Here is a 20,351-nt window from a genome sequence, read left to right on the forward strand (position 1 = left end):
GCGCCACCGGCCTTTTGGTGATAGAAGGCGGGATGGGGTGCACGGGTATTTTGAGCGCGTGAACATAAGTGTTAGGACATATTATGATACCAAAAAAATTGCATTTTGTGTGGGTTGGGGATGAAAGCAAAAGGCCGGACAATTACATCCAGTCTTGGGCCAAGTTGAATCCAGAGTATGAAATTGTCATCTGGGGAAATACGGCGCTCGCAGAATACTCTTGGGTGAACAAAAAACACATGGACGCTATGTATTCGCGTGAACTCAATGGGGTGGCAGATCTCATGCGCTATGAAATTTTGTTCAATGAAGGTGGCATTGCGTTGGATGCGGATTCACTGTGTTTGCGGCCATTGGAAGATTGGTTGCTGGAACCAGCCGCCTTTGCCGCTTGTGAACATGAACACATTCGTCCGGGACTGATTGCTGCCGGGGCTATGGGTGCAGAGCCAGGCAATGAGTTTTTTGGCGCCTGCGTGAAACGCCTGTCCAAAAAATGGCGCGTGACCAATAAACGAGCATGGAAGACAGTTGGGCCGCAACTCATTACGGATGTTCACAAAGAGACGCGCTATGATCTCACCATATATCCGGCACATTTTTCTATAAAAGCCACCATTCCGGTTGGAAATACACCGGATCAGGGCCTTGTTTCTCGGATCAATTTTGGGGATCAACCTATGGCTATGAGAACATCACGTGAGGGTTCACGCCCTAGGGTTGATGGCCTATTGTGGTCAACTGTATCCAACAGACAGGCGCGCTGCCATTAACATGTGATCCAAGATTGTGGGAGCATATCGGGGTTTCGCGCGGCGGGATCCGCATACCAGTTTTTCGGCGCGACGATGATTTTTTCTGGATGGCTGTTCAACCAGGCCCCCCACCAAGAAAAGGAGGAATTGGCGATGATATGATGCCTGCAGCTGGACATGAGCCGCAGATCTTCATAATTCGTGGCGTCATCGTTGATGTCGACAAAAACGGTTTCATATTGGGGGATCAGGTTGTGTTTCACCCAAGCGATATCATCTGAAAAAATATAGAAGACCGGCGCTTCTTGCATGTGCCCCGCAATATAATCAATGGCGGCCTTATAATACCCCAGGTCACAGGTCCCGTGATGGGCATTTGCCATTGGGTTTGTGACATAATCACCGCGCCGAACATGCAGCGAGACTGCAGTGTGCGATGTGATTTGTTCCAAAAGGGCTTGGTTCTGCGCCGATGGCGGCGTGAGGAATTGGAGGTCTTCGCGGATCTTATCCTCGAACGCCTTGAAAAATTTTTCGCTTTGCCAATAGCCCTTGAGCCGCACATGAGGGCCCAGGGATGCAAAACGCGGATCATAGCCGAGTGCAGTTTCCCGAAAGACCCGCGCAGGCCCATGTTGCAGGAAACTTTGGACCGAGCGAAGCCCCAATCGGCGCAGAGGCCTTGTTGACATAATAACCTCAGACCGAAATAACCTCAGACCGAATGTCGAAATGCCCAAGGTCGAACCTGCGCGTAGTGATATTTTCCTGCTCTCGCCCGTCCCAAAGGAGCCGCAATTTCACATTGTGGCGCAAGGAGAGCGCCCTGCCGCAGCAGTATTGAAACAGTTGATTCTCAAGACCTCCAAAGATATGAGTTGTAGTCATTTGTTCAATCTCCAAGTCTTATAATTACGGGGCCAGTGCAATTTAAAACGATGCAGCCTCTGCTCTTACGCCACCCTTTTTAGAGCCAATGTTTCTGTTGGGATAGGCGGGTTGAAAATATTATTTATCACATGCGGCTTTGGATGCTGCAAAAGGAATATTTTATGAGATTTCTCCAGTCTTTGGAAAAAAACTATAGAAGGCTGCGCGACGACTATCGTCGCAGGGCACAGAATGAAATTCTCAAGCAGCGTTGGGCGGGCAAATCTGATAGGCCCCCCGTTGCGCAGGCCAATGGCCCGTCAGGGCTTGATCGCTGTGAGATTCACTACATAAACTTAAAACATCGCGAGGACCGGCGGGCGGAAATCCAATCTGAGTTTAAGGCACTCGGTGTCACGCGCTTTGCGCGCTTTGAGGCGATTGCAGATGCCAATGGTGCGCTGGGCTGCGCCAAGTCTCATGAAACCGTGCTTTCGTCGGCGTCAATCTTAGAAGATCAGCTGCTGATGATATGCGAGGATGATTGCCAATTTATTGCAGATCGCGCGGCAATAGATGCAGCGATTGAGGAGTTTTTCTTTAACCCGCATTTGGATGTGCTGTGTCTCGCATATAATGCGGAAAACGGGTTTGCAATTTCGCAAAACCTGATGATTACCTCTGACACTCAAACGATGAGTTGCTATATTTTAAAAGCCCCCGCTACTGCGCCGGTGTTGGACTCGGTGCGCTTCAGCGTGGACAATTTATCGCGCGGGGGGGCGGGGTATGACTATGCGATTGACCGGGTTTGGAAGCGATTGCAGCGGCAGATGTTTTTCGCCCTCACAAAAGATCATTTCGCCCGGCAGCGGCCGTCTTTTTCAGACATCGAAAAAAGTCATCAAGATTATGGGTTATAACCCGGCGTCCTAAGTGCTGGGGTCGCATCATAAACCCGCTTTAATCGCCTGCCCAGCCACCCAGCCAGAGGACCAGGCCCATTGGAAATTATACCCGCCGAGCCAGCCGGTGACATCCACACATTCGCCTATGAAATAGAGACCGGGTTGGGTTTTTGCCATCATGGTTTTGGACGAGAGTGCGGCCGTATCCACCCCGCCGACCATCACCTCGGCGGTGCGATAGCCTTCGGTGCCGGCTGGGGTGAGCTGCCATTGGGTGAGGCGCGCGGTCAGACCGTCCAATTGCACGGCTGTGAGATCGGCGATGCGCTCGGGCAGGGCGAGATCATTCAGCACCACGGGCACCAGCCGGGCTGGCAGAAGGCGGGTGAAGATGGTTAGCGGTGATTTGCGTCCTTCGGTTTCCTTTGCCTCTCTGACCGCGCGGCGCAGCTCCTCTTCTGGCAAAAGACCCAGAGTGAGCACGTCGCCGGGCGACCAATAGCTAGACACTTGCAAAGCCGCCGGCCCGGACAGGCCGCGGTGGGTGAAAAGCACAGCTTCGTCAAAGGCGGTGCCATTGGTTTGCAATCGCGCGGGGGCCGCGACGCCGCTTATGGACTTAAAAGCTTCATGCTGCGCGCCGGAAAAGGTGAAGGGCACCAATCCCGCATAGGTTTCGGTCACAGGAAGGCCGAATTGCTGGGCGAGGCGGAGGGCAAAGTCGGTGGCCCCCATCTTTGGTATGGGCTTGCCACCGCAGGCGACCACAAGATTGCGCGCTGTGACCGCGCGCGGCCCATGCGGGCAGCTAAGCTGGATCGCGTAACCACCTTCAATCTTTGTGACGGATTGCACAGTGGTGTTGAGCTGGACCTGCCCGCCGGCCTCGGCCACGCCTTTTAGAAGCATGGCGACAATCTCTTTGGCGGAGGTGTCACAAAACAATTGCCCCAGTGTTTTCTCGTGATAGGCAATACCGCTTCGTGCCACCCAATCGATGAAATCCCATTGCGTGTAGCGGGCCAATGCGGATTTGGCGAAATGTGGATTGCGGCTGATATAATTCTCCGCTGAGGCATATAGGTTGGTGAAGTTACACCGTCCGCCGCCGCTGATGCGAATTTTCTCGCCTGCGGCCTTGGCATGATCGATCACCAAGCATTTGCCTGGCGCTTGCGCGGCGCAGATCAACCCAGCGGCTCCGGCGCCGATAATGATTGTGTCAAAGTCCATAGGCGATGACTTGCCTGTTGTGGTGCAAATGGCAAGGCAATTGGCACTGGAAAAATGTGCAGAGTCCGGCTAATATTGGCTCAGACCTCAAAAATGGGGCGCAGTACAGGCGGTTTTAAAATGACAGAGATGGTACATGGGCCTTTGCCCGTTGAAGTGCGCGATCCAATTTTACCCCGGTGGTGGCGAACCGTGGATCGGTGGACGATGGCCAGTGTTTTGTTTTTGTTTATCTTTGGTTTGATCCTAGCCCTTGCAGCCTCTCCCCCTTTGGCAGAGCGCAACAATCTTGATGCATTTCATTATGTGCACCGACAAGCGGTCTTTGGGGGTTTGGCCCTCCTGGCCATGACCATCACATCAATGATGTCGCCCGATACGGTGCGCCGCTGGGCCACGGTGGGGTTTGGCTGTGCGCTCCTGGCGTTGATCTTGCTGCCGATCTTCGGAACAGATTTCGGCAAGGGCGCGACACGCTGGTATTCGTTTGGCTTTGCCTCCGTGCAGCCCTCTGAATTTATCAAACCGGTCTTTGTTGTGTTTTCAGCCTGGTTGATCTCTGCCTCCTTTGAGCCAGGCGGACCTCCGGGCCGGATGATGTCTTTTGCCGTGGCAGTGGTGATCGCCGGGTTTTTGGCGCTCCAACCGGATTTTGGTCAGGCCAGTTTGATCCTCTTTTCTTGGGGCGTTATGTATTTTTGCGCCGGAGCGCCGCTTTTGTTCATTCTATCCATGGCCGCCGCAACAGTTTTGGCCGGTTTTGTCGCCTATAATTACAGCGAGCATTTCGCGAGGCGCATTGACGGCTATATGGCGGCAGACGTGGATCCCAATACCCAGCTTGGATATGCGGCCAATGCCATTCAGGAGGGCGGCTTGTTTGGTGTGGGCACCGGTGAAGGCTCCGTGAAATGGTCCTTGCCCGATGCGCATACGGATTTCATCATTGCTGTGGCCGCTGAGGAATATGGCGTGTTGATGGTCCTCGTCATTCTGGGGCTCTTTGCTGTGATCGTTCTGCGAACGCTGGCCCGTTTGGTGCAAGAGCGGAACCTTTTTGTGCGTCTGGCCGGGACGGGTTTGGTGTCCATGTTTGGGGTGCAAGCCATGATCAACATGGGTGTTGCGGTGCGTTTGCTGCCGGCGAAGGGCATGACGTTGCCCTTCGTCAGCTATGGCGGTTCATCTTTGATTGCCGGCGGCATTGCTCTGGGTATGATCCTGGCCTTGACGCGCAGTCGCCCCCAAGGGGCTTTGAGCGCTGTGATGCGTGGATATTGATATGACACAACCTCCTCTTTTGGTTCTCGCAGCCGGTGGGACCGGCGGGCATATGTTCCCGGCGCAGGCCGTGGCTGAGGTCATGTTGGCGCGTGGCTGGCGGGTGGTTTTGTCCACCGATGCCCGCGGTGCGCGCTACACGGGCGGGTTTCCATCTGATGTTGTGATCGAGCAAGTCTCCAGCGCCACTTTTGCCAAGGGCGGGCTGATGAGCAAAATCTTGGTTCCAATCCGTATTGCATTGGGCATCACCACCGCACGGCGCAAAATGCGCCGGGATCGGCCAAATGTTGTGGTGGGCTTTGGCGGTTATCCGGCGATACCGGCGATGGGGGCTGCGACCTCGCTTGGTGTGCCTTGTATGTTGCATGAGCAAAACGGGGTTCTGGGGCGCGTCAATCAATTGTTTGCGCCGCGGGTCAATCAAATCGCCTGCGGCACATGGCCGACTGAATTGCCGCACGGGCTCACGGGTCACCATGTGGGCAATCCGGTGCGCGCGGAGATTTTGGCGCGCCATGCTGCGGGCTATATCGAGCCAGGCGATCATCCCATGAGCCTTTTGGTGATCGGGGGGTCGCAGGGGGCGCGGATCTTATCGGATGTGGTGCCTGCGGCGATTGCGTTATTGCCAAAGAGCTTGCTCAACAACCTGCGGATTGCTCAACAGGCCCGCGAAGAGGATCGCGCGCGGGTGCAGGCGGCCTATGACGATATGGGGCTACGCGCCGATGTCCGGTCTTTTTTCGACGACATCCCCGAGCGCATGAGTGAGGCGCAGCTGGTGATTAGCCGCTCTGGTGCCTCCTCTGTGGCCGATATCTCCGTTATTGGCCGCCCGTCGATTTTTGTCCCACTGGCGGCAGCCATTCGTGATGAGCAAACCGCCAATGCTCGCGAGTTGGTCGCGGCGGGGGGCGCGCGGCTTCTGACCGAAGACGCCTTTACGCCCGAGGCTTTGGCCGCTGAAATTCAAGATATATTAACCAATGGCCCTCAAGCCCATTCCATGGCCGAGGCGGCGTTGCGCTGCGCCAAACCTGAAGCGGCAAACACCCTTGCGGATATGATCGAGGCCTTGGCCGGGGAGACGTGATGAATAAAGTAACCAAACTGCCCGGCGACATTGGCGCGATTCATTTTGTGGGGATCGGCGGCATTGGCATGTCCGGCATTGCCGAGGTTCTTTTGGATCAGGGATACCGGGTGCAGGGATCTGACTTGAAAGCCTCAAAGATCACCCGGCGGCTTGAGCGTTTGGGCGCCACCGTGTTTTTGGGGCAGAGGGCTGAGAACTTGGCCGGTGCTGAGGTGATTGTTGTCTCCACAGCCATCAAGCCGGGAAACCCTGAATTGGATGAGGCGCGCAAGGCCGGCTTGCCGGTGGTGCGGCGTGCAGAAATGCTGGCGGAATTGATGCGGCTCAAGTCGAATGTGGCCGTGGCCGGCACCCATGGCAAGACAACCACCACGACGATGGTCTCAACCTTGCTGCATGCGGGTGGGTTTGATCCGACGGTGGTGAATGGCGGCGTAATTCATGCGTTTGAATCCAATGCCCGCACGGGCCAGGGAGAATGGATGGTCGTTGAGGCAGATGAAAGTGACGGGACATTCAATCGCCTGCCCGCGACCATTGCCGTGGTCACCAATATTGATCCTGAGCATATGGAGCATTGGGGCAGTTTCGACAATCTGCGCCAGGGCTTCTTCGAATTTGTGCATAATATCCCATTTTATGGTTTGGTTGTCTGCAACACTGATCACGCCGAAGTGCAGGCTTTGGTCGGTCGCATTACCGATCGCCGGGTCATGACCTATGGGTTCAACGCCCAAGCGGATGTGCGGGCTGTCAATCTCGCCTATGAAAAGGGTGCGGCGTTTTTTGATGTGGCGTTGCGTGATGGTCGGGTGATTGCCGATTGCACCCTGCCAATGCCGGGCGATCACAATGTCTCGAATGCTCTGGCGGCGGTGGCCGTGGCGCTGCATTTGGGTATGAGCGCGGAGACGATCCGCGATGGCCTGCGCAGTTTCAAGGGCGTTAATCGCCGCTTCACGCGGGTGGCAGAAATTGACGGGGTTACGGTTATCGATGACTATGCTCATCACCCTGTGGAAATTGCCGCCGCTCTCAAAGCGGCACGCCAATCACATGCGGGCCGGATCATGGCCGTGCATCAACCGCATCGCTACTCGCGTCTCAGTGATCTGTTCGAAGAATTTTGCACCTGTTTTAATGATGCAGATGTGGTTGGGATCACGGATATTTTCGCCGCAGGCGAGGCGCCCATTGAGGGGGCGGACCGTGACAGGCTTGTCGCTGGATTGACCAATCACGGGCATCGCAACGCGGTTGCGGTTGCCGATGAAGCAGCGCTTGGCGCGTTTCTTGCCGAGCAATGCAGACCGGGTGATATGTTAATCTGCCTTGGGGCGGGCTCGATCTCTGCTTGGGCGCATGGGCTGGCAGGTGAGGTTGAATAAGCGCTAGGCGGAACCCTTGCTGGGGCGGGTTGCCAGATAGACCCCGCCACCTGACACGAGAAGACCAACCCAAGCCAAAAGAGGCATTGGCTCGTCCAGGGTCAGCCAAGCGATCAAAGCGGCCAGCGGCGGGACCAGGAACAGCAGGGTCGAAACCCGAGAGACTTGCCCGGCGCGGATCATAGCCAGCAAAAGACCAACCGCCACCACAGAATTTCCAATGACCAAATAGGCCAGCGCCCAATAGAATGATGGCGTCCAATTTACCGCGGCAATTTCGGCCCAGTTCAGAAAGGGCAAAAGCCCCAGGAGCCCGGCGCTATAGCCAATCAAATTGGCGCTCACCGGGTGATGCGACAAGCCAAAGCGTTTTTCCCAAAGGGTCGCGAGGGTTATGCCGGCTAAGGCCAATGCGGCAAAACCAAAGCCGGCCAGCGGCGGCGGCCCAATCTCCAGACGCGCGACGATGACCGTGAGGGTGCCGATCATGGCAATCGCAAGGCCAAACCATTGCAGCCAGCTGACCGCTTCGCCGGTCCAGCGCGGCGCCAAAAGGGCAACCAAAATGGGCTGCAAGGAGAAGATGAGCGCCGCGGTGCCAGCGGCCACGCCATTGACAAAGGAAAAATACGCCATGCCGAAATAGACGGTTTGCATCAAGACCCCCACAAACCCAAGATGAAGGTAACCGCTGAGGGTTTTGGGCAGCGGTGGGCGCAAGATCGCAAATAAGGCCGCCATTATGGCAATAACGGCCGCAAATCGCAAAGCCAGCAAAGCCATGGGGGCGGCATCGACAAGGGCCACTTTGGCCACGACATACCCTGCCGACCAAAGCAGCAGGAACAAAAGCGGCGTGATGGCCAACCAAAGACGTTGCATGCGGTCTCCTCAGATCGATGGGCCTAGGATGGATCATTTTGGGGGACAGATGTACAGTGTGATTTGACCTAACGGCTTTGACTTGGCGGCCATGATCCGGTCTAAGCAAAGAGACTTAACTAAGGCGCAGATGATGACTCTTCCAACTCCCCGCGGGCGCTTGAGCTTGAACCGCTCTTTGGCGGATCTCACATGGCTGCGTGTGGGGGGGGCCGCGGATGCGGTGTTCCAACCGGTTGATCGGCAAGATTTGGCCGAATTTTTGGCGCAACTGCCACAAGAAAATGCGATTTTTCCAATGGGCGTTGGGTCGAACCTGATCGTACGGGATGGCGGGTTGCGGGCGGTGGTGATCCGTCTGGGGCGCGGTTTCAACGCGATTGAAATGGACGGTGATAGGATCCATTGCGGTGCGGCGGCCTTGGACAGCCATGTTGCGCGCAAAGCGGCGGAGGCCGGTCTTGATCTGACGTTTCTGCGCACGATCCCTGGCACTCTGGGCGGCGCGCTCAAGATGAACGCCGGCTGTTATGGGTCATATATCGCTGATGCTTTTGTCGGCGCAAGTGGCTATGATCGAGCCGGCCGCGCGGTATCCTATGACGCGAAAACCCTTGGTTTTTCTTACCGTAGCAGTGATTTGCCGCAAGATGTGGTCATCACCGATATCACCTTGCGGGCTTTGGGCCGGGACGAGCCGGAGCGGCTGCATCAAAAGATGGCGGCGCAACTGGCCAAGCGTAATGAGACACAGCCCACCAAGGACCGTACCGCGGGCAGCACCTTTCGCAATCCGGCCGGATTCAGTTCGACAGGTCAGGCCGATGATATCCACGACCTTAAGGCTTGGAGCTTGATTGACGCGGCCGGATGCCGAGGGCTTGAGCTGGGCGGGGCGCAAATGTCACCGAAACATCCCAACTTCTTAATTAACACGGGCAGGGCCACGGCAAAAGAACTTGAAGCATTGGGGGAATTGGTGCGAAAAAAGGTTTACGATAAGAGTGGTTTGACGTTAGAGTGGGAAGTAATGAGGGTCGGAGACCCCAAGGACGATTAAACGCGATTCAAATCGCGGCAACAAAAGCCCCAAAGAGGGCGAAATATTGAGCGAGAACAGTGGGTATGTCGAGCAGGACTCCCAAGACTGTGGCCGTTTTGATGGGTGGGCTAGGCGCGGAGCGCGCGGTCTCCCTGTCGACAGGTCAAGAATGCGCCACCGCCTTGCGGCAGGTGGGCTATCGGGTTGTTGAGATTGATGCGGGCGCCGATCTCGTTGCCGATTTGCAGCGGGTGCAGCCCGATGTGGTCTTCAACGCGCTGCATGGTCGATGGGGCGAGGATGGCTGTGTGCAGGGTGTGCTGGAATGGATGCAAATTCCATACACGCATTCAGGTGTGCTCAGCTCAGCGCTGGCAATGGATAAAGAGAAAACCAAAGAGGTCTTCCGCGCCGAAGGCCTGCCGGTCGTCGAGAGCTTGTTGATTGCGCGCGCAGATCTGGGCAAGACGCATCCGATGGCACTGCCTTATGTGATTAAACCTAACAATGAAGGATCCTCCGTTGGGGTCTATTTGGTCGAAGAGAGCGCGCTTTCCCCGCCGCCCCTGTCGGATGATATGCCCGATGTGGTCATGGTGGAAGCCTTCGCGCCGGGCCGTGAGCTGACCACAACCGTATTGGGCGCGCGGGCTCTGACGGTCACGGATATTTTGACCGATCGCTGGTATGACTATGATGCGAAATATGTCGAAGGCGGGTCTCAGCACATCGTGCCGGCCAATTTACCTCAGGATATTTTCTCGGCATGTTTGGACTATGCGCTGAAAGCGCATGAGGTTTTGGGTTGCCGCGGAATCTCGCGCACAGATTTTCGTTGGGACGAGGGCCGCGGGTTGGATGGTTTGGTCCTGCTGGAAACCAACACCCAGCCCGGTATGACACCAACGTCGCTCTCGCCAGAACAGGCTGAAGCAATGGGTATTTCTTTTCCCGATTTGTGCAAGTTTTTGGTGGAGGATGCCTCATGCAACCGTTAAGTGCACCCCCTCGACTGATTGCGCCAAAACGTGGCGTGGACACCTATGTTGCGGTGGATCCGGCACCGTCGGTTCTGAGCTATCGGATGCAGCGCCTGTGGCTCACACCGATTTTTCGCGCCTTTGTGCGGGTGGGGCTGCCAGCCGTTTCAATTGTGGGTTTGGTTTGGATGTTTTTGTCTCATGATGAAAATCGGGCCTATCTGCGCGGTTTGGTCCAAGAGGCACAGGTCAGCGTGCAAAACCAACCGGTGCACCAATTGCAAACCTTGACCATTGAGGGCGCATCGCCGCTCTTGGCCCAGGAAATTCGGACAGAATTTGGCGATCTCTTTCCCATCAGTGCTTTTGAATTGGATCTTGAGGCCATGCGCCGCTGGATCATGGATATCGCCTCGGTGGAGCATGCCGCGGTGATTGCATCCCCCGGCGGTTTGCTTTCGGTGCAGGTCAGCGAAATTGCGCCAGAGTTCATTTGGCGCACAGTCGAGGGCCTGCAACTGGTCTCGTCGCAGGGCGAGGTGTTGCGCCGGGTTGAGCGGCGCGCTGATTTTGCGCATCTGCCTTTAATTGCCGGAGAGGGGGCTTTGGAGGCCCTGCCGGAGGCACGGGCTTTGCTGCAGACCGCCGAGCCGGTCGTCGATAGATTGCGCGGTTTGGTGCGCATTGGTGAGCGGCGCTGGGATGTGGTGCTGCTTGATGGGCAAACAATTGCCCTGCCAGAAGCCAATCCTGATCCTGTTTTGGCGCAAGTTCTCGTGCTGAGCGCGGCGCAGGATCTGTTTGAGCGCGATATCTTGATGATGGATTTTCGCAATCCACGCCGTCCTACTTTGCGTCTACGTCCGCAAGCTCTGGCGGGATTGAAGCAGGTTAAGGGCGTGACATTTTCGGAGTTTGCCAAATGAATGATCTTTACCAAGCCCAACGGGCTATGCGTGCTTTGCGCACCACCGCTATTCAACGCGGTGTGATCGCGGTGATGGATGTCGGCAGCTCAAAAGTGGCCTGTTTGATTTTACGGTTTGATGGGCCGAGTGAAATTTCATCCGGTGAGGTCATTGGCTCCATGGCCGGGCAATCGAGCTTTCGGGTGATTGGTGCGGCCACCACCAAATCGCGGGGCATGCGCTTTGGTGAAATTGAGTCAATGGCAGAGACCGAACGGGCGATCCGCACCGCGCTGCAAGCCGCTCAGAAAATGGCCCTGGTGCGGGTGGATCACGTGATTGGCTGTTTTTCCGGTGGGGCACCGCGCAGCTATGGGGTGTTTGGCGAGGTTTCGATCGAGGATGATGCGGTGCATTCGCAGGATATTGGTCGGGTGTTGGCTGCCTGCGATCTGCCAGATTTTGGCGAAAGCCGTGCCGTGATGCATGCGCAGCCGATTAATTTCACTCTGGATGACCGCGCTTGGATGGCCGATCCACGTGGCCATGTTGGGCAAAATCTGTCCGCTGATTTGCACATTTTGACCGTGGAGGAGCGTGCCATACAAAACCTCAACCACTGCGTGAAGCGCTGTGATGTTGAGTTGGCCGGCGTGGCCTCTTCGGCCTATGTCTCGGCACATGCAGCTTTGGTTGAAGATGAGCAAGAGCTGGGTGCGGCCTGCATTGATATGGGCGGCGGCGCGACGGGTGTCTCTGTTTTCTTCAAAAAACACCTGATTTATGCCGACAGCGTGCGTATGGGCGGCGATCATGTCACCAGCGATATCTCCATGGGTCTGCAAATTCCAACCGCTTCGGCAGAGCGGCTCAAAACCCTGCACGGGGGCGCGATGGCCATGGAGGTGGATGATCGTGAGATGATTGAAACGGGCGGCAACAGCGGCGATTGGGAACATGATCGCCGTCAAGTTAGCCGATCAGAACTGATCGGAATTATTCGCCCAAGGATTGAGGAAATTCTTGAAGATGTCCGTGACCGGCTTGATGCGGCTGGCTTTGATAACTTGCCGGGAAAACAAATCGTTTTGACCGGTGGGGCCAGTCAGATCCCCGGGCTTGATGGTTTGGCGGCGCGTATATTGGGCCAACATGTGCGCCTTGGGCGCCCTATTCGGGTTCAGGGCCTGCCGCAAGCGGCCACTGGACCGGCTTTTTCTGGTGTGGTGGGCTTGGCGCTCAATGCGGCACATCCGCAAGATGAATGGTGGGATTTCGAGGTGCCACAACCACAAATGGTAGGGCGCCCTTTGCGTCGCGCGCTGCGCTGGTTTCGGAATAATTGGTAAAAGTCCCTATGGCGTGTAGCAAAATTTAGCGTATTGCGGAGTTTTTAATGCTATATTTTGTAAAAATAGAGACTTTTTTCGTGACGCGAGTCAAAACTGGCGTTACAATCGGTATAAATAGGTGTGTGCCGCAGAGCAGTGCGGACAAAGCAGGTGGATAAAATTATGGCTCTAAACTTAACCATGCCCGAGCAAGACGACTTGAAACCCCGGATCACGGTCTTCGGTGTTGGCGGTGCAGGCGGTAATGCTGTCGACAATATGATTGAAAAAGAGCTTGAGGGCGTTGAATTTGTGGTTGCAAATACCGACGCGCAAGCTTTGCAGCAATCGAAAGCGCCGGTGAAAATCCAAATGGGCCTGAAAGTCACCGAAGGTCTTGGCGCTGGGGCCAAAGCCGCCATTGGGGCTGCGGCTGCTGAAGAAAGCATCGAACAAATCGTAGACCAACTGGCCGGGGCGCATATGTGCTTTATCACTGCGGGCATGGGCGGCGGGACAGGCACCGGGGCGGCCCCCATTATTGCGCAAGCGGCGCGTGAGCTTGGCGTTTTGACCGTGGGTGTTGTGACCAAACCCTTCCAGTTTGAGGGCAGCAAACGCATGCGTCAGGCAGAAGAGGGTGTTGAAGCGCTGCAAAAAGTTGTCGATACGCTGATTATTATTCCAAATCAAAACCTGTTCCGCCTGGCCAATGAAAGCACCACCTTTACGGATGCGTTCAGCATGGCAGATGATGTGCTTTATCAGGGTGTTAAAGGTGTAACAGATCTGATGGTGCGTCCAGGCCTCATCAACCTTGATTTTGCCGATGTGCGCGCCGTTATGGACGAAATGGGCAAGGCGATGATGGGAACAGGCGAGGCCAGCGGCGAAAACCGCGCGGTTGAAGCCGCTGATAAAGCGGTCTCTAATCCTTTGCTGGATGAAATTAGCCTGCGTGGCGCCAAGGGCGTCTTGATCAACATCACTGGCGGCGCCGATTTGACGCTGTTTGAGTTGGACGAAGCGGCCAATCGGATTCGCGAAGAGGTCGATCCAGACGCGAATATTATTGTCGGCTCCACTTTGGATACGACCTTGGAAGGGGTGATGCGGGTTTCTGTGGTCGCCACGGGCATTGATGCCGATCAATCCAATCATGCCTCGGCACTACCATCTCGTCGCGCAGCAGCACCGATGGAAGATGCAGCACCAGAAGCGGATCACACAGCAGAGCAGCCTGTTGCTCTGGAGTTCCCATTTGACACTGAGACCGAAGCGCCCAGCTTTGCTGCGACTGAGACTGCCCAGGATGAAATTCCCGCGCCAGCCTATCAGCCGCAATTGGCAGAACCTGAGCAAATTGTTGTGCCCGAGCCTGAGGCTCCGGCAGCGTTTGCTCTGGCGGCCCCCGGAACGCCAACGCCAGAAGCCATGGCGCGCTTGCGCGCAGCTGTAGAGCGCGTGCCAGAGACGGCGGAGCCGCGCATGTCCGCAGAGCCACGTGGCTTCGGGGAGCCAGCGGCACCGGCCAAAGGTAAATTTGGGATAAATTCTTTGATCAATCGCATGACGGGGCAGGGCGACTCACCGGCTTCTGAGGCGCCTTCGTCTACACCTTCCCTGGGTCAGCAGAGCTATGAAGGTGATGAGACCGGCAATGAAGCGGATGAGAGAATTGAGATACCGGCGTTTTTACGCCGACAGGCCAATTGATCCAAAAATCACAGTGAATCGCAAAAAGGCGCCAAAAGGCGCCTTTTTCATGCGTAAAATTAATAAGTTATTTGTTTTTAGACCGCAGAAGGCGTTTGGTTGCTGATGGCTCTTTGGGGATGTTTCAAATGGTTGCAAACTGTGAGTTGCGTAAAACGGGCACACAAACTAGCGATGCGGCAGCCGTTTTCGTTCAAACCCTGAGGTCCTTTTGCAAAAAACACTGAAATCAGAAGTGGTTTTCACGGGCGTTGGCCTGCATTGCGGGCGTGACGTGACGCTGCGCGTGCGGCCTGCGGCGGCGCAGACGGGCATTTGGTTTCGGCGCACAGATGTCTCTGATGCAGATCCCTATATCTCCGCCAATTGGCAATGTGCGGTCCACACCGCGCTGTGCACGCGCTTGGTCAATGCCGATGGTCTGGGCGTGTCGACTGTGGAGCATGTTATGGCCGCGATTGCCGGCTGTGGGATCAACAATGCTGTTGTTGAACTGGACGGCCCAGAGGTGCCCATTATGGACGGCTCCGCATTGGAGTTTGTTCGGGGCTTCTTGAAGGCTGGGCTGATTGAGCAAGCGGCACCTGTTCAGGTGTTGGAAATTCTGCAAACGGTCGAAGTGCAAGAGAATGGCGCCTATGCGGCTTTGATGCCCTTCGGTGGAATTGAGATGGATTTTTCAATCGATTTTCCAGATGCGGCGATTGGGCAGCAATCGAAAACGCTCAATCTTGCCAATGGTAGTTTTGTGCATGAGCTCTGCGATAGCCGGACATTTTGCCGAAATTCTGATGTGCAAGTGATGCGCTCCAACGGTTTGGCTCTTGGTGGAACATTGATGAATGCAGTTGTGATTGAGGGCGCCGATGTTTTGAGCCCTGGCGGCATGCGTCATCCTGATGAACCGGTGCGCCATAAAATGTTGGATGCTATGGGCGATCTCGCGCTTGCGGGCGGCCCGATTATTGGCCGCTATGTCGGGCGGCGTGCCGGTCACACGCTGACCAACAAGCTGCTGCGCAAGCTCTTTAGCCAACCCGGTGCGTTTCGCAGGGTGGACTGTGATGCGCAAATGTCCGAGCGCTTGCCCGGAGCAGGATTGGCTCAAGAAGATGTGCGTATTTACGCATAGCTGCACGCTTGTGGGTAAAAAATTAAACTCTTTCATTTTGCCACACATATTTCTGTGCTAACTCTGTCTGTGACTTAAGGATGAGGGTAACCATGCGGTCTCACTATGTGATTCTTCTTTGTTTTTTGACAGTTGCGATTCCAGGATGCAGCACGCTGAAAAGTAAGCCGAAAATCGATATTGATACCTATTCGGCCAAAGAGATTTACGATTTGGCTGAGGATAGGCTCGCGAAGAAGCGTCCACAGGATGCCGCGAAGTATTTTAGCGAGATTGAACGGCTCTACCCCTATTCAGAATGGGCCAAGCGTGGTCTCATAATGCAGGCCTATAGTTACCACAAAGATCAAGACTATGAAAACAGTCGCGGCGCGGCGCAACGCTACATTGATTTCTTCCCTGCCGCTGAAGACGCGGCCTATGCACAGTATATTTTGGCGTTGAGCTATTATGATCAAATCTCGGAAGTTGGCCGAGACCAGGACGTGACCGTCAAGGCCTTACAAGAATTGCGCCTGCTGATTGAGCGTTACCCTGACAGTAAATACGCAAAAGATTCGGCAGAAAAATTTGACATGGCCTTCAGCTTTTTGGCGGCCAAAGAGATGGAAGTTGGCCGATATTATTTGCAGCGCGGATATTACACCTCGGCCGTCAATCGGTTTCGCAAAGTGGTGCAAGAGTTTCGCACGACCGAACAAACACCAGAAGCTTTATATCGTTTGATCGAGTGCTACCTGTCTTTGGGTTTGAGGGGTGAGGCGCAATCGGCGGCCTCGATTTTGCAAGAAAGCTATAGCAGCACGCAATGGCATAAGGACAGTTTAATTTTGCTGAGTGGCGAGGGTCTGCTTCCGGATGCGGGCGGGCAAAACTGGCTGTCGACCATCTACCGGCAGACGATCAAGGGCCAATGGTTATAACCAAAGCGAGGCGGCGATGCTGCGTGGGTTAAGCGTTCGTGACATATTGATCATTGACCATTTGGAGCTGGAATTTCAGCCGGGGCTCAATGTATTGACCGGGGAAACCGGAGCGGGCAAATCCATTTTGCTCGATTGTCTCGGCTTCGTTTTGGGCTGGCGCGGTCGGGCGGAGCTTGTGCGTCAGGGCGCTGAGCAGGGCGAGGTGGTTGCCTGGTTTGACTTGCCTGCCGACCATCCCGTGAATGAAATTCTCAAAGACAGCGGGATCGAACCGGAAGACGAGTTGATCCTGCGCAGGATCAACAACCGCGATGGGCGCAAGACTGCTTTTGTCAATGATCGCAGGTGCTCGGGGCAGGTTCTCCGCCAAATCAGCGAGACATTACTAGAGCTCCATGGGCAACACGATGATCGCGGCCTGTTAAATGTTAAAGGCCATATGGCATTGCTTGATGATTTCGCCCAAGCCGCTCCGCTGCGTGAGGAGACACGCCAGGCCTGGCGTGCGCTGAGCCTGGCCAAGGCGGAACGCACGGCATTGGCTGCGAAGATCGAGGCGCTGGCGGCAGAGGAAGACTATCTGCGCCATACTGTCGACGAGCTGGAGGCTTTGGATGTGCAGCCTGGCGATGAAAGTCAGTTGGATTCCAAACGTCGTTTGATGCAGGCGGCTGTCAAAATCCGCACAGATGTAACAAAGGCCCATCAAGCGCTGTCCCCCCAGGGCGCAGAGGGGCAGATCAGCGATGCCAGCCGTTGGCTCGTGGAAGCGGCGGAGCATCTTGACGGTCAATTGGATGCGGCGATGGAGGCTCTTGATGGGGCTTTGAATACGCTTGGGCAGAGTCAGCAAGAAATTGAGAGTGTGCTGCAGGGATTGAGTTTTAATGCCTCCGAGCTGGAACAGACTGAGGAAAGATTGTTCGCTATTCGGGCTGCGGCCCGCAAACACGCGGTATTGCCCGACGAGCTGCCGGCTGTTGCGGAGGAGTTGAGCGCGAAGCTGCAGACTTTGACCAGTGGCACAGCCGGATTGGATGCTCTGCAACGCGAGGTGGAGGCAGCTGAAGCGGCTTATATGCACGCGGCAGAGAGACTGCATGGCGCACGGCTATCGGCAGCCGACGCGCTCGATCGGGTCATGGCCGCAGAACTGGCGCCGCTCAAGATGGAACGTGCGGTGTTCAAAACAGAAATTTCTCCAAGCGATGCGGGGCCAAATGGCACTGATACGGTGGCCTTTACCGTGGCCACCAATCCTGGCGCACCCACGGGTGCATTGGAAAAAATCGCCTCTGGCGGTGAATTGAGTCGCTTTCTCTTGGCCCTCAAAGTCTGTTTGTCGGAGCGTACTTTGCAGCGCACCATGATCTTTGATGAAATTGACAGAGGTGTTGGCGGCGCCACCGCCGATGCGGTTGGCCGGCGTTTGGCACAATTGGGGGCAGATGGTCAGGTCTTAGTTGTGACCCATTCCCCGCAGGTCGCGGCGCTGGGTTCGGCCCATTGGCGCGTTGAGAAACGAGTGGAGCAGGACAAAACACTCTCAACCGTCGTGGCTCTCACGCCGCAAGAGCGGGTGGATGAGATCGCCCGCATGTTGGCGGGGGATGTGGTCACCGATGAGGCCCGCGGGGCGGCGCGCTCTTTGTTGGGTGCGGTTTAGACCTGTTCTATGGTGATCTTATCATTGAGGTAAAACGCCAAATGGTGCTTAATTTTGGCCACCGCTTCGTTTGGCGTCTCATAGCTCCAAGCCACGTTTTCAATCGGTCCATTTTTCGTGATGATCGAGAAATAACTGGCATCGCCCTTATGCGGACAATGGGAGGTTTTGTCTGTTTGATCCAGAAATGCCATGGCGATGTCATCGCGGGGAAAGTAGATCACCGGATCATAGCCCCGCTCTGTGAGCTCTAAGGCTCCGCGGGTTTCTGCGATAACCGCGCCTGCGGCACGAATGGACCATTTGCCGGACAAGGCTCTAATTTTTATATGTTCTGTCATGATGGGCTCTTGTCCCATTCTCTGCGGCCTGTGTCAAATGCGACGCGTGGCCTCGGCCAACCATTGAGCTGTTTCGGGCGCGAGCAGAGGCGCAAGTTTCGCATAGACCTCTTGATGGTAAGCGTTCAGCCATTTTTTCTCGCGATCTGTCAGTTCGGATATTTCAACCAAGCGCAGGTCAATCGGTGCGTAGGTGAGTGTTTCAAAGGCCAGCATGGCACGATCATCTCCGCCCGGCACAGGCTCTGCGTCTATAACGGTGATGAGGTTTTCGATGCGAATGCCAAAGGCGCCGGGGCGATAATATCCCGGTTCATTCGAGAGGATCATGCCCCGTTGCAGCGGGACATTGCCGGCGCGTGACAGCCGTTGCGGCCCTTCGTGAACCGACAGAAAACTGCCAACCCCATGCCCGGTGCCGTGGTCATAATCCTGCCCTGCGGCCCAGAGGGGCGCGCGGGCGATGGCATCGATATCGCGGCCCGCCAATCCTTTGGGAAACCGCAGCTGTGATATGGCAATCATGCCCTTCAGAACACGGGTGAAGGCCTGCCGCATCTCAAGGCTGGGGCTGCCAATTGGTAGGGTGCGGGTGATATCGGTGGTGCCATCTTGATATTGTGCGCCGCTGTCGACCAACAGAAGACTGTCAGCGTCCAAGGGGCGGTTGCTTTTGTCGGTGACCCGATAATGCACCACGGCCCCATGTGGGCCAGATCCGCTGATGGTGTCAAAGCTGATGTCATGCAACAGATTGGTGGCGGCGCGGCAGTTCTCAAGCTGGGTTACAATGTCAATTTCAGTGAGATGGGAGGTGTCGGCCCCGTCAAACCAAGCCAGAAACCGCACCACGGCCGCGCCATCGCGCAGATGCGCCGCCCGGCAACCGTCCAGTTCGGTGCGTGTCTTGCAGGCTTTCGGCAGGCTACAGGGATCGAAACCGCGCAAAATCTTTGCGGGGCCCGCCGCTAGCGCATCGAATGCAGCTTGGGGTAGGGAGGCCGGTTCAATCAAAACAGTGCCCGTGAGATCTTTAAGATGTCTGGAAAAGGCGTCCCAAGGGGCAAGTGTTACAGTGTCCGGCAGCGTCAAATCTGCAAATTTTGCTTCATCGCCGAAAAGCGTCAGCGCACCATTGTCGGACAGGAGCCCGAAACAATGGACAATCGGCGTGCGCGGCACATCACTGCCACGCAGATTGAGCAACCAACACAGGCTATCGGGCAGGGTGATGACAGCGGTTTGCGCAGATTGCGCGGCAATGGCAGCGCCCAAGCGGCGGGTTTTTTCTTCAGCGGAGTCGCCGCAAAGATGCGGCGGATGCGCCCAGGCCGGGGCGTTTGGCGGGGCCGGGCGATCTGTCCAAATGGCGTCAATCCCATTGGAACTGGCCACCAGTGAAATACCAGAACCTTCCAATCCCGTGCGCAGAGTCTCGATCTGTTCCACCGTATGAAGCCAAGGGTCAAAGCCAATCACCGCGCCGGGCGCGGCATTTTCTGCAAGCCATTCATGTAACGATGTTTCGGGCCAATGCACCGGCGTGAAATCTTCCGCCACCTGCTCACATACCTGTAGGCGATAGCGGCCATCAATAAAGATGCCCGCTGTGGCCTCCAAAATGCAGGCAAATCCAGCAGATCCCGTAAAGCCGGTGAGCCAAGACAGGCGCTCATCGCAGGAGGCTACATATTCGCCTTGGTGGTGATCGGCCCGCGGGACGATAAAGCCGTTCAATTCCTGCTGTGCCATCCAGCCACGCAATTTGGCCAAGCGCGGCGGGCCTTGTTCTGGAGCGGTGGGAGAATCGAAGGTTTGAAACATGTAAGGATTCCTTGCTCGGCAGCAGATGATGCGTGCAGATTGAGCCAAGGCCGGCCTTGCGGCAATGGG

Annotated in this window: 19 protein-coding genes; 13 read left to right on the forward strand and 6 right to left on the reverse strand. The window is 55.9% G+C overall.

The genetic code is table 11. From position 1 onward, the window contains the following. The first annotated feature begins 68 nt into the window (after nucleotides 1-68). Nucleotides 69-773, forward strand: coding sequence for a glycosyltransferase (locus RCA23_RS05310; RefSeq protein ID WP_169701339.1), 705 nt, complete (start codon nucleotides 69-71; stop codon nucleotides 771-773). On the opposite strand, the gene RCA23_RS05315 is transcribed toward RCA23_RS05310, so the two are convergent. After that, a complete protein-coding gene (locus RCA23_RS05315) occupies nucleotides 770-1,447 on the reverse strand; it encodes an alpha-1,2-fucosyltransferase (RefSeq protein ID WP_052377050.1) in 678 nt (225 codons plus the stop codon). The genes RCA23_RS05310 and RCA23_RS05315 overlap by 4 nt on opposite strands. Nucleotides 1,448-1,454: 7 nt before the next feature. Beyond that, nucleotides 1,455-1,643 carry a hypothetical protein gene (locus RCA23_RS15940; RefSeq protein ID WP_052377051.1) on the reverse strand — a complete coding sequence of 63 codons (189 nt, stop codon included), beginning with the start codon at nucleotides 1,641-1,643 and terminating at the stop codon, nucleotides 1,455-1,457. A gap of 164 nt (nucleotides 1,644-1,807) precedes the next feature. Between RCA23_RS15940 and RCA23_RS15945 the strand changes: the two genes are divergently transcribed. Further along, a complete protein-coding gene (locus RCA23_RS15945; RefSeq protein ID WP_169701340.1) occupies nucleotides 1,808-2,548 on the forward strand; it encodes a hypothetical protein in 741 nt (246 codons plus the stop codon). 27 nt (nucleotides 2,549-2,575) lie between these two features. Here RCA23_RS15945 and RCA23_RS05325 read toward each other — a convergent pair whose 3' ends face one another. Continuing rightward, entirely contained in the window at nucleotides 2,576-3,766 is a 1,191-nt protein-coding gene (locus RCA23_RS05325; protein WP_044049431.1) for a BaiN/RdsA family NAD(P)/FAD-dependent oxidoreductase, read from the reverse strand. A 120-nt stretch (nucleotides 3,767-3,886) separates the two neighbouring features. Between RCA23_RS05325 and RCA23_RS05330 the strand changes: the two genes are divergently transcribed. Genes RCA23_RS05330 through murC form a run of 3 tightly spaced genes read left to right on the forward strand, consistent with a single transcriptional unit; the run spans nucleotide 3,887 to nucleotide 7,534 of the window. Continuing rightward, a complete protein-coding gene (locus tag RCA23_RS05330; protein WP_044049432.1) occupies nucleotides 3,887-5,047 on the forward strand; it encodes an FtsW/RodA/SpoVE family cell cycle protein in 1,161 nt (386 codons plus the stop codon). 1 nt (nucleotide 5,048) lies between these two features. Next, a complete protein-coding gene (gene murG, locus RCA23_RS05335) occupies nucleotides 5,049-6,143 on the forward strand; it encodes an undecaprenyldiphospho-muramoylpentapeptide beta-N-acetylglucosaminyltransferase (RefSeq protein WP_044049433.1) in 1,095 nt (364 codons plus the stop codon). Further along, nucleotides 6,143-7,534, forward strand: coding sequence for a UDP-N-acetylmuramate--L-alanine ligase (gene murC / locus RCA23_RS05340; RefSeq protein WP_044049434.1), 1,392 nt, complete (start codon nucleotides 6,143-6,145; stop codon nucleotides 7,532-7,534). Before murG ends, murC begins: the two co-directional genes overlap by 1 nt. Nucleotides 7,535-7,537: 3 nt before the next feature. Here murC and RCA23_RS05345 read toward each other — a convergent pair whose 3' ends face one another. Next, entirely contained in the window at nucleotides 7,538-8,416 is an 879-nt protein-coding gene (locus RCA23_RS05345) for a DMT family transporter (protein ID WP_044049436.1), read from the reverse strand. A 130-nt stretch (nucleotides 8,417-8,546) separates the two neighbouring features. Between RCA23_RS05345 and murB the strand changes: the two genes are divergently transcribed. The 8 genes from murB to recN all read left to right on the forward strand — a co-directional run bounded on the left by murB (nucleotide 8,547) and on the right by recN (nucleotide 18,117). Further along, nucleotides 8,547-9,476, forward strand: coding sequence for a UDP-N-acetylmuramate dehydrogenase (gene murB, locus RCA23_RS05350; RefSeq protein ID WP_044049437.1), 930 nt, complete (start codon nucleotides 8,547-8,549; stop codon nucleotides 9,474-9,476). A 65-nt stretch (nucleotides 9,477-9,541) separates the two neighbouring features. Next, nucleotides 9,542-10,456 (forward strand): D-alanine--D-alanine ligase, encoded by a 915-nt coding sequence (locus RCA23_RS05355; protein WP_169701341.1) that lies wholly within the window; start codon nucleotides 9,542-9,544, stop codon nucleotides 10,454-10,456. Beyond that, the gene (locus RCA23_RS05360; protein ID WP_044049439.1) at nucleotides 10,444-11,364 is read left to right on the forward strand and encodes a cell division protein FtsQ/DivIB; all 921 of its coding nucleotides are present in this window, start codon (nucleotides 10,444-10,446) and stop codon (nucleotides 11,362-11,364) included. Before RCA23_RS05355 ends, RCA23_RS05360 begins: the two co-directional genes overlap by 13 nt. After that, entirely contained in the window at nucleotides 11,361-12,695 is a 1,335-nt protein-coding gene (ftsA, locus tag RCA23_RS05365; RefSeq protein WP_044049440.1) for a cell division protein FtsA, read from the forward strand. Before RCA23_RS05360 ends, ftsA begins: the two co-directional genes overlap by 4 nt. Before the next feature lie 165 nt (nucleotides 12,696-12,860). Next, nucleotides 12,861-14,393 (forward strand): cell division protein FtsZ, encoded by a 1,533-nt coding sequence (gene ftsZ / locus RCA23_RS05370; RefSeq protein ID WP_044049441.1) that lies wholly within the window; start codon nucleotides 12,861-12,863, stop codon nucleotides 14,391-14,393. Nucleotides 14,394-14,604: 211 nt separating this feature from the next. After that, nucleotides 14,605-15,525 (forward strand): UDP-3-O-acyl-N-acetylglucosamine deacetylase, encoded by a 921-nt coding sequence (gene lpxC, locus RCA23_RS05375; protein WP_044049442.1) that lies wholly within the window; start codon nucleotides 14,605-14,607, stop codon nucleotides 15,523-15,525. A 92-nt stretch (nucleotides 15,526-15,617) separates the two neighbouring features. After that, entirely contained in the window at nucleotides 15,618-16,448 is an 831-nt protein-coding gene (locus RCA23_RS05380; protein ID WP_236631401.1) for an outer membrane protein assembly factor BamD, read from the forward strand. Between the two features lie 16 nt (nucleotides 16,449-16,464). Beyond that, nucleotides 16,465-18,117, forward strand: coding sequence for a DNA repair protein RecN (recN, locus tag RCA23_RS05385; protein ID WP_044049443.1), 1,653 nt, complete (start codon nucleotides 16,465-16,467; stop codon nucleotides 18,115-18,117). On the opposite strand, the gene RCA23_RS05390 is transcribed toward recN, so the two are convergent. Both RCA23_RS05390 and RCA23_RS05395 read right to left on the reverse strand, forming a co-directional pair. Beyond that, nucleotides 18,114-18,458 carry a DUF427 domain-containing protein gene (locus RCA23_RS05390; RefSeq protein ID WP_044051321.1) on the reverse strand — a complete coding sequence of 115 codons (345 nt, stop codon included), beginning with the start codon at nucleotides 18,456-18,458 and terminating at the stop codon, nucleotides 18,114-18,116. The two genes, recN and RCA23_RS05390, sit on opposite strands and share 4 nt — an antisense overlap. Before the next feature lie 33 nt (nucleotides 18,459-18,491). After that, on the reverse strand, nucleotides 18,492-20,282 hold the full coding sequence (locus tag RCA23_RS05395) for an aminopeptidase P family protein (protein ID WP_044049444.1): 1,791 nt from the start codon (nucleotides 20,280-20,282) through the stop codon (nucleotides 18,492-18,494). Between the last annotated feature and the right edge of the window lie 69 nt (nucleotides 20,283-20,351).

This window comes from Planktomarina temperata RCA23 (assembly GCF_000738435.1).
Classification (GTDB): domain Bacteria; phylum Pseudomonadota; class Alphaproteobacteria; order Rhodobacterales; family Rhodobacteraceae; genus Planktomarina; species Planktomarina temperata.

Bases quoted from the DNA above. Each gene is read 5' to 3' on its own strand.
- RCA23_RS05315 (WP_052377050.1), bottom strand. From the start codon at position 1,447: ATGTCAACAAGGCCTCTGCGCCGATTGGGGCTTCGCTCGGTCCAAAGT.
- RCA23_RS15940 (WP_052377051.1), bottom strand. From the start codon at position 1,643: ATGACTACAACTCATATCTTTGGAGGTCTTGAGAATCAACTGTTTCAA.
- RCA23_RS15945 (WP_169701340.1), top strand. From the start codon at position 1,808: ATGAGATTTCTCCAGTCTTTGGAAAAAAACTATAGAAGGCTGCGCGAC.
- RCA23_RS05325 (WP_044049431.1), bottom strand. From the start codon at position 3,766: ATGGACTTTGACACAATCATTATCGGCGCCGGAGCCGCTGGGTTGATC.
- RCA23_RS05330 (WP_044049432.1), top strand. From the start codon at position 3,887: ATGACAGAGATGGTACATGGGCCTTTGCCCGTTGAAGTGCGCGATCCA.
- murG (WP_044049433.1), top strand. From the start codon at position 5,049: ATGACACAACCTCCTCTTTTGGTTCTCGCAGCCGGTGGGACCGGCGGG.
- murC (WP_044049434.1), top strand. From the start codon at position 6,143: ATGAATAAAGTAACCAAACTGCCCGGCGACATTGGCGCGATTCATTTT.
- RCA23_RS05345 (WP_044049436.1), bottom strand. From the start codon at position 8,416: ATGCAACGTCTTTGGTTGGCCATCACGCCGCTTTTGTTCCTGCTGCTT.
- murB (WP_044049437.1), top strand. From the start codon at position 8,547: ATGATGACTCTTCCAACTCCCCGCGGGCGCTTGAGCTTGAACCGCTCT.
- RCA23_RS05355 (WP_169701341.1), top strand. From the start codon at position 9,542: ATGTCGAGCAGGACTCCCAAGACTGTGGCCGTTTTGATGGGTGGGCTA.
- RCA23_RS05360 (WP_044049439.1), top strand. From the start codon at position 10,444: ATGCAACCGTTAAGTGCACCCCCTCGACTGATTGCGCCAAAACGTGGC.
- ftsA (WP_044049440.1), top strand. From the start codon at position 11,361: ATGAATGATCTTTACCAAGCCCAACGGGCTATGCGTGCTTTGCGCACC.
- ftsZ (WP_044049441.1), top strand. From the start codon at position 12,861: ATGGCTCTAAACTTAACCATGCCCGAGCAAGACGACTTGAAACCCCGG.
- RCA23_RS05380 (WP_236631401.1), top strand. From the start codon at position 15,618: ATGCGGTCTCACTATGTGATTCTTCTTTGTTTTTTGACAGTTGCGATT.
- recN (WP_044049443.1), top strand. From the start codon at position 16,465: ATGCTGCGTGGGTTAAGCGTTCGTGACATATTGATCATTGACCATTTG.
- RCA23_RS05390 (WP_044051321.1), bottom strand. From the start codon at position 18,458: ATGACAGAACATATAAAAATTAGAGCCTTGTCCGGCAAATGGTCCATT.
- RCA23_RS05395 (WP_044049444.1), bottom strand. From the start codon at position 20,282: ATGTTTCAAACCTTCGATTCTCCCACCGCTCCAGAACAAGGCCCGCCG.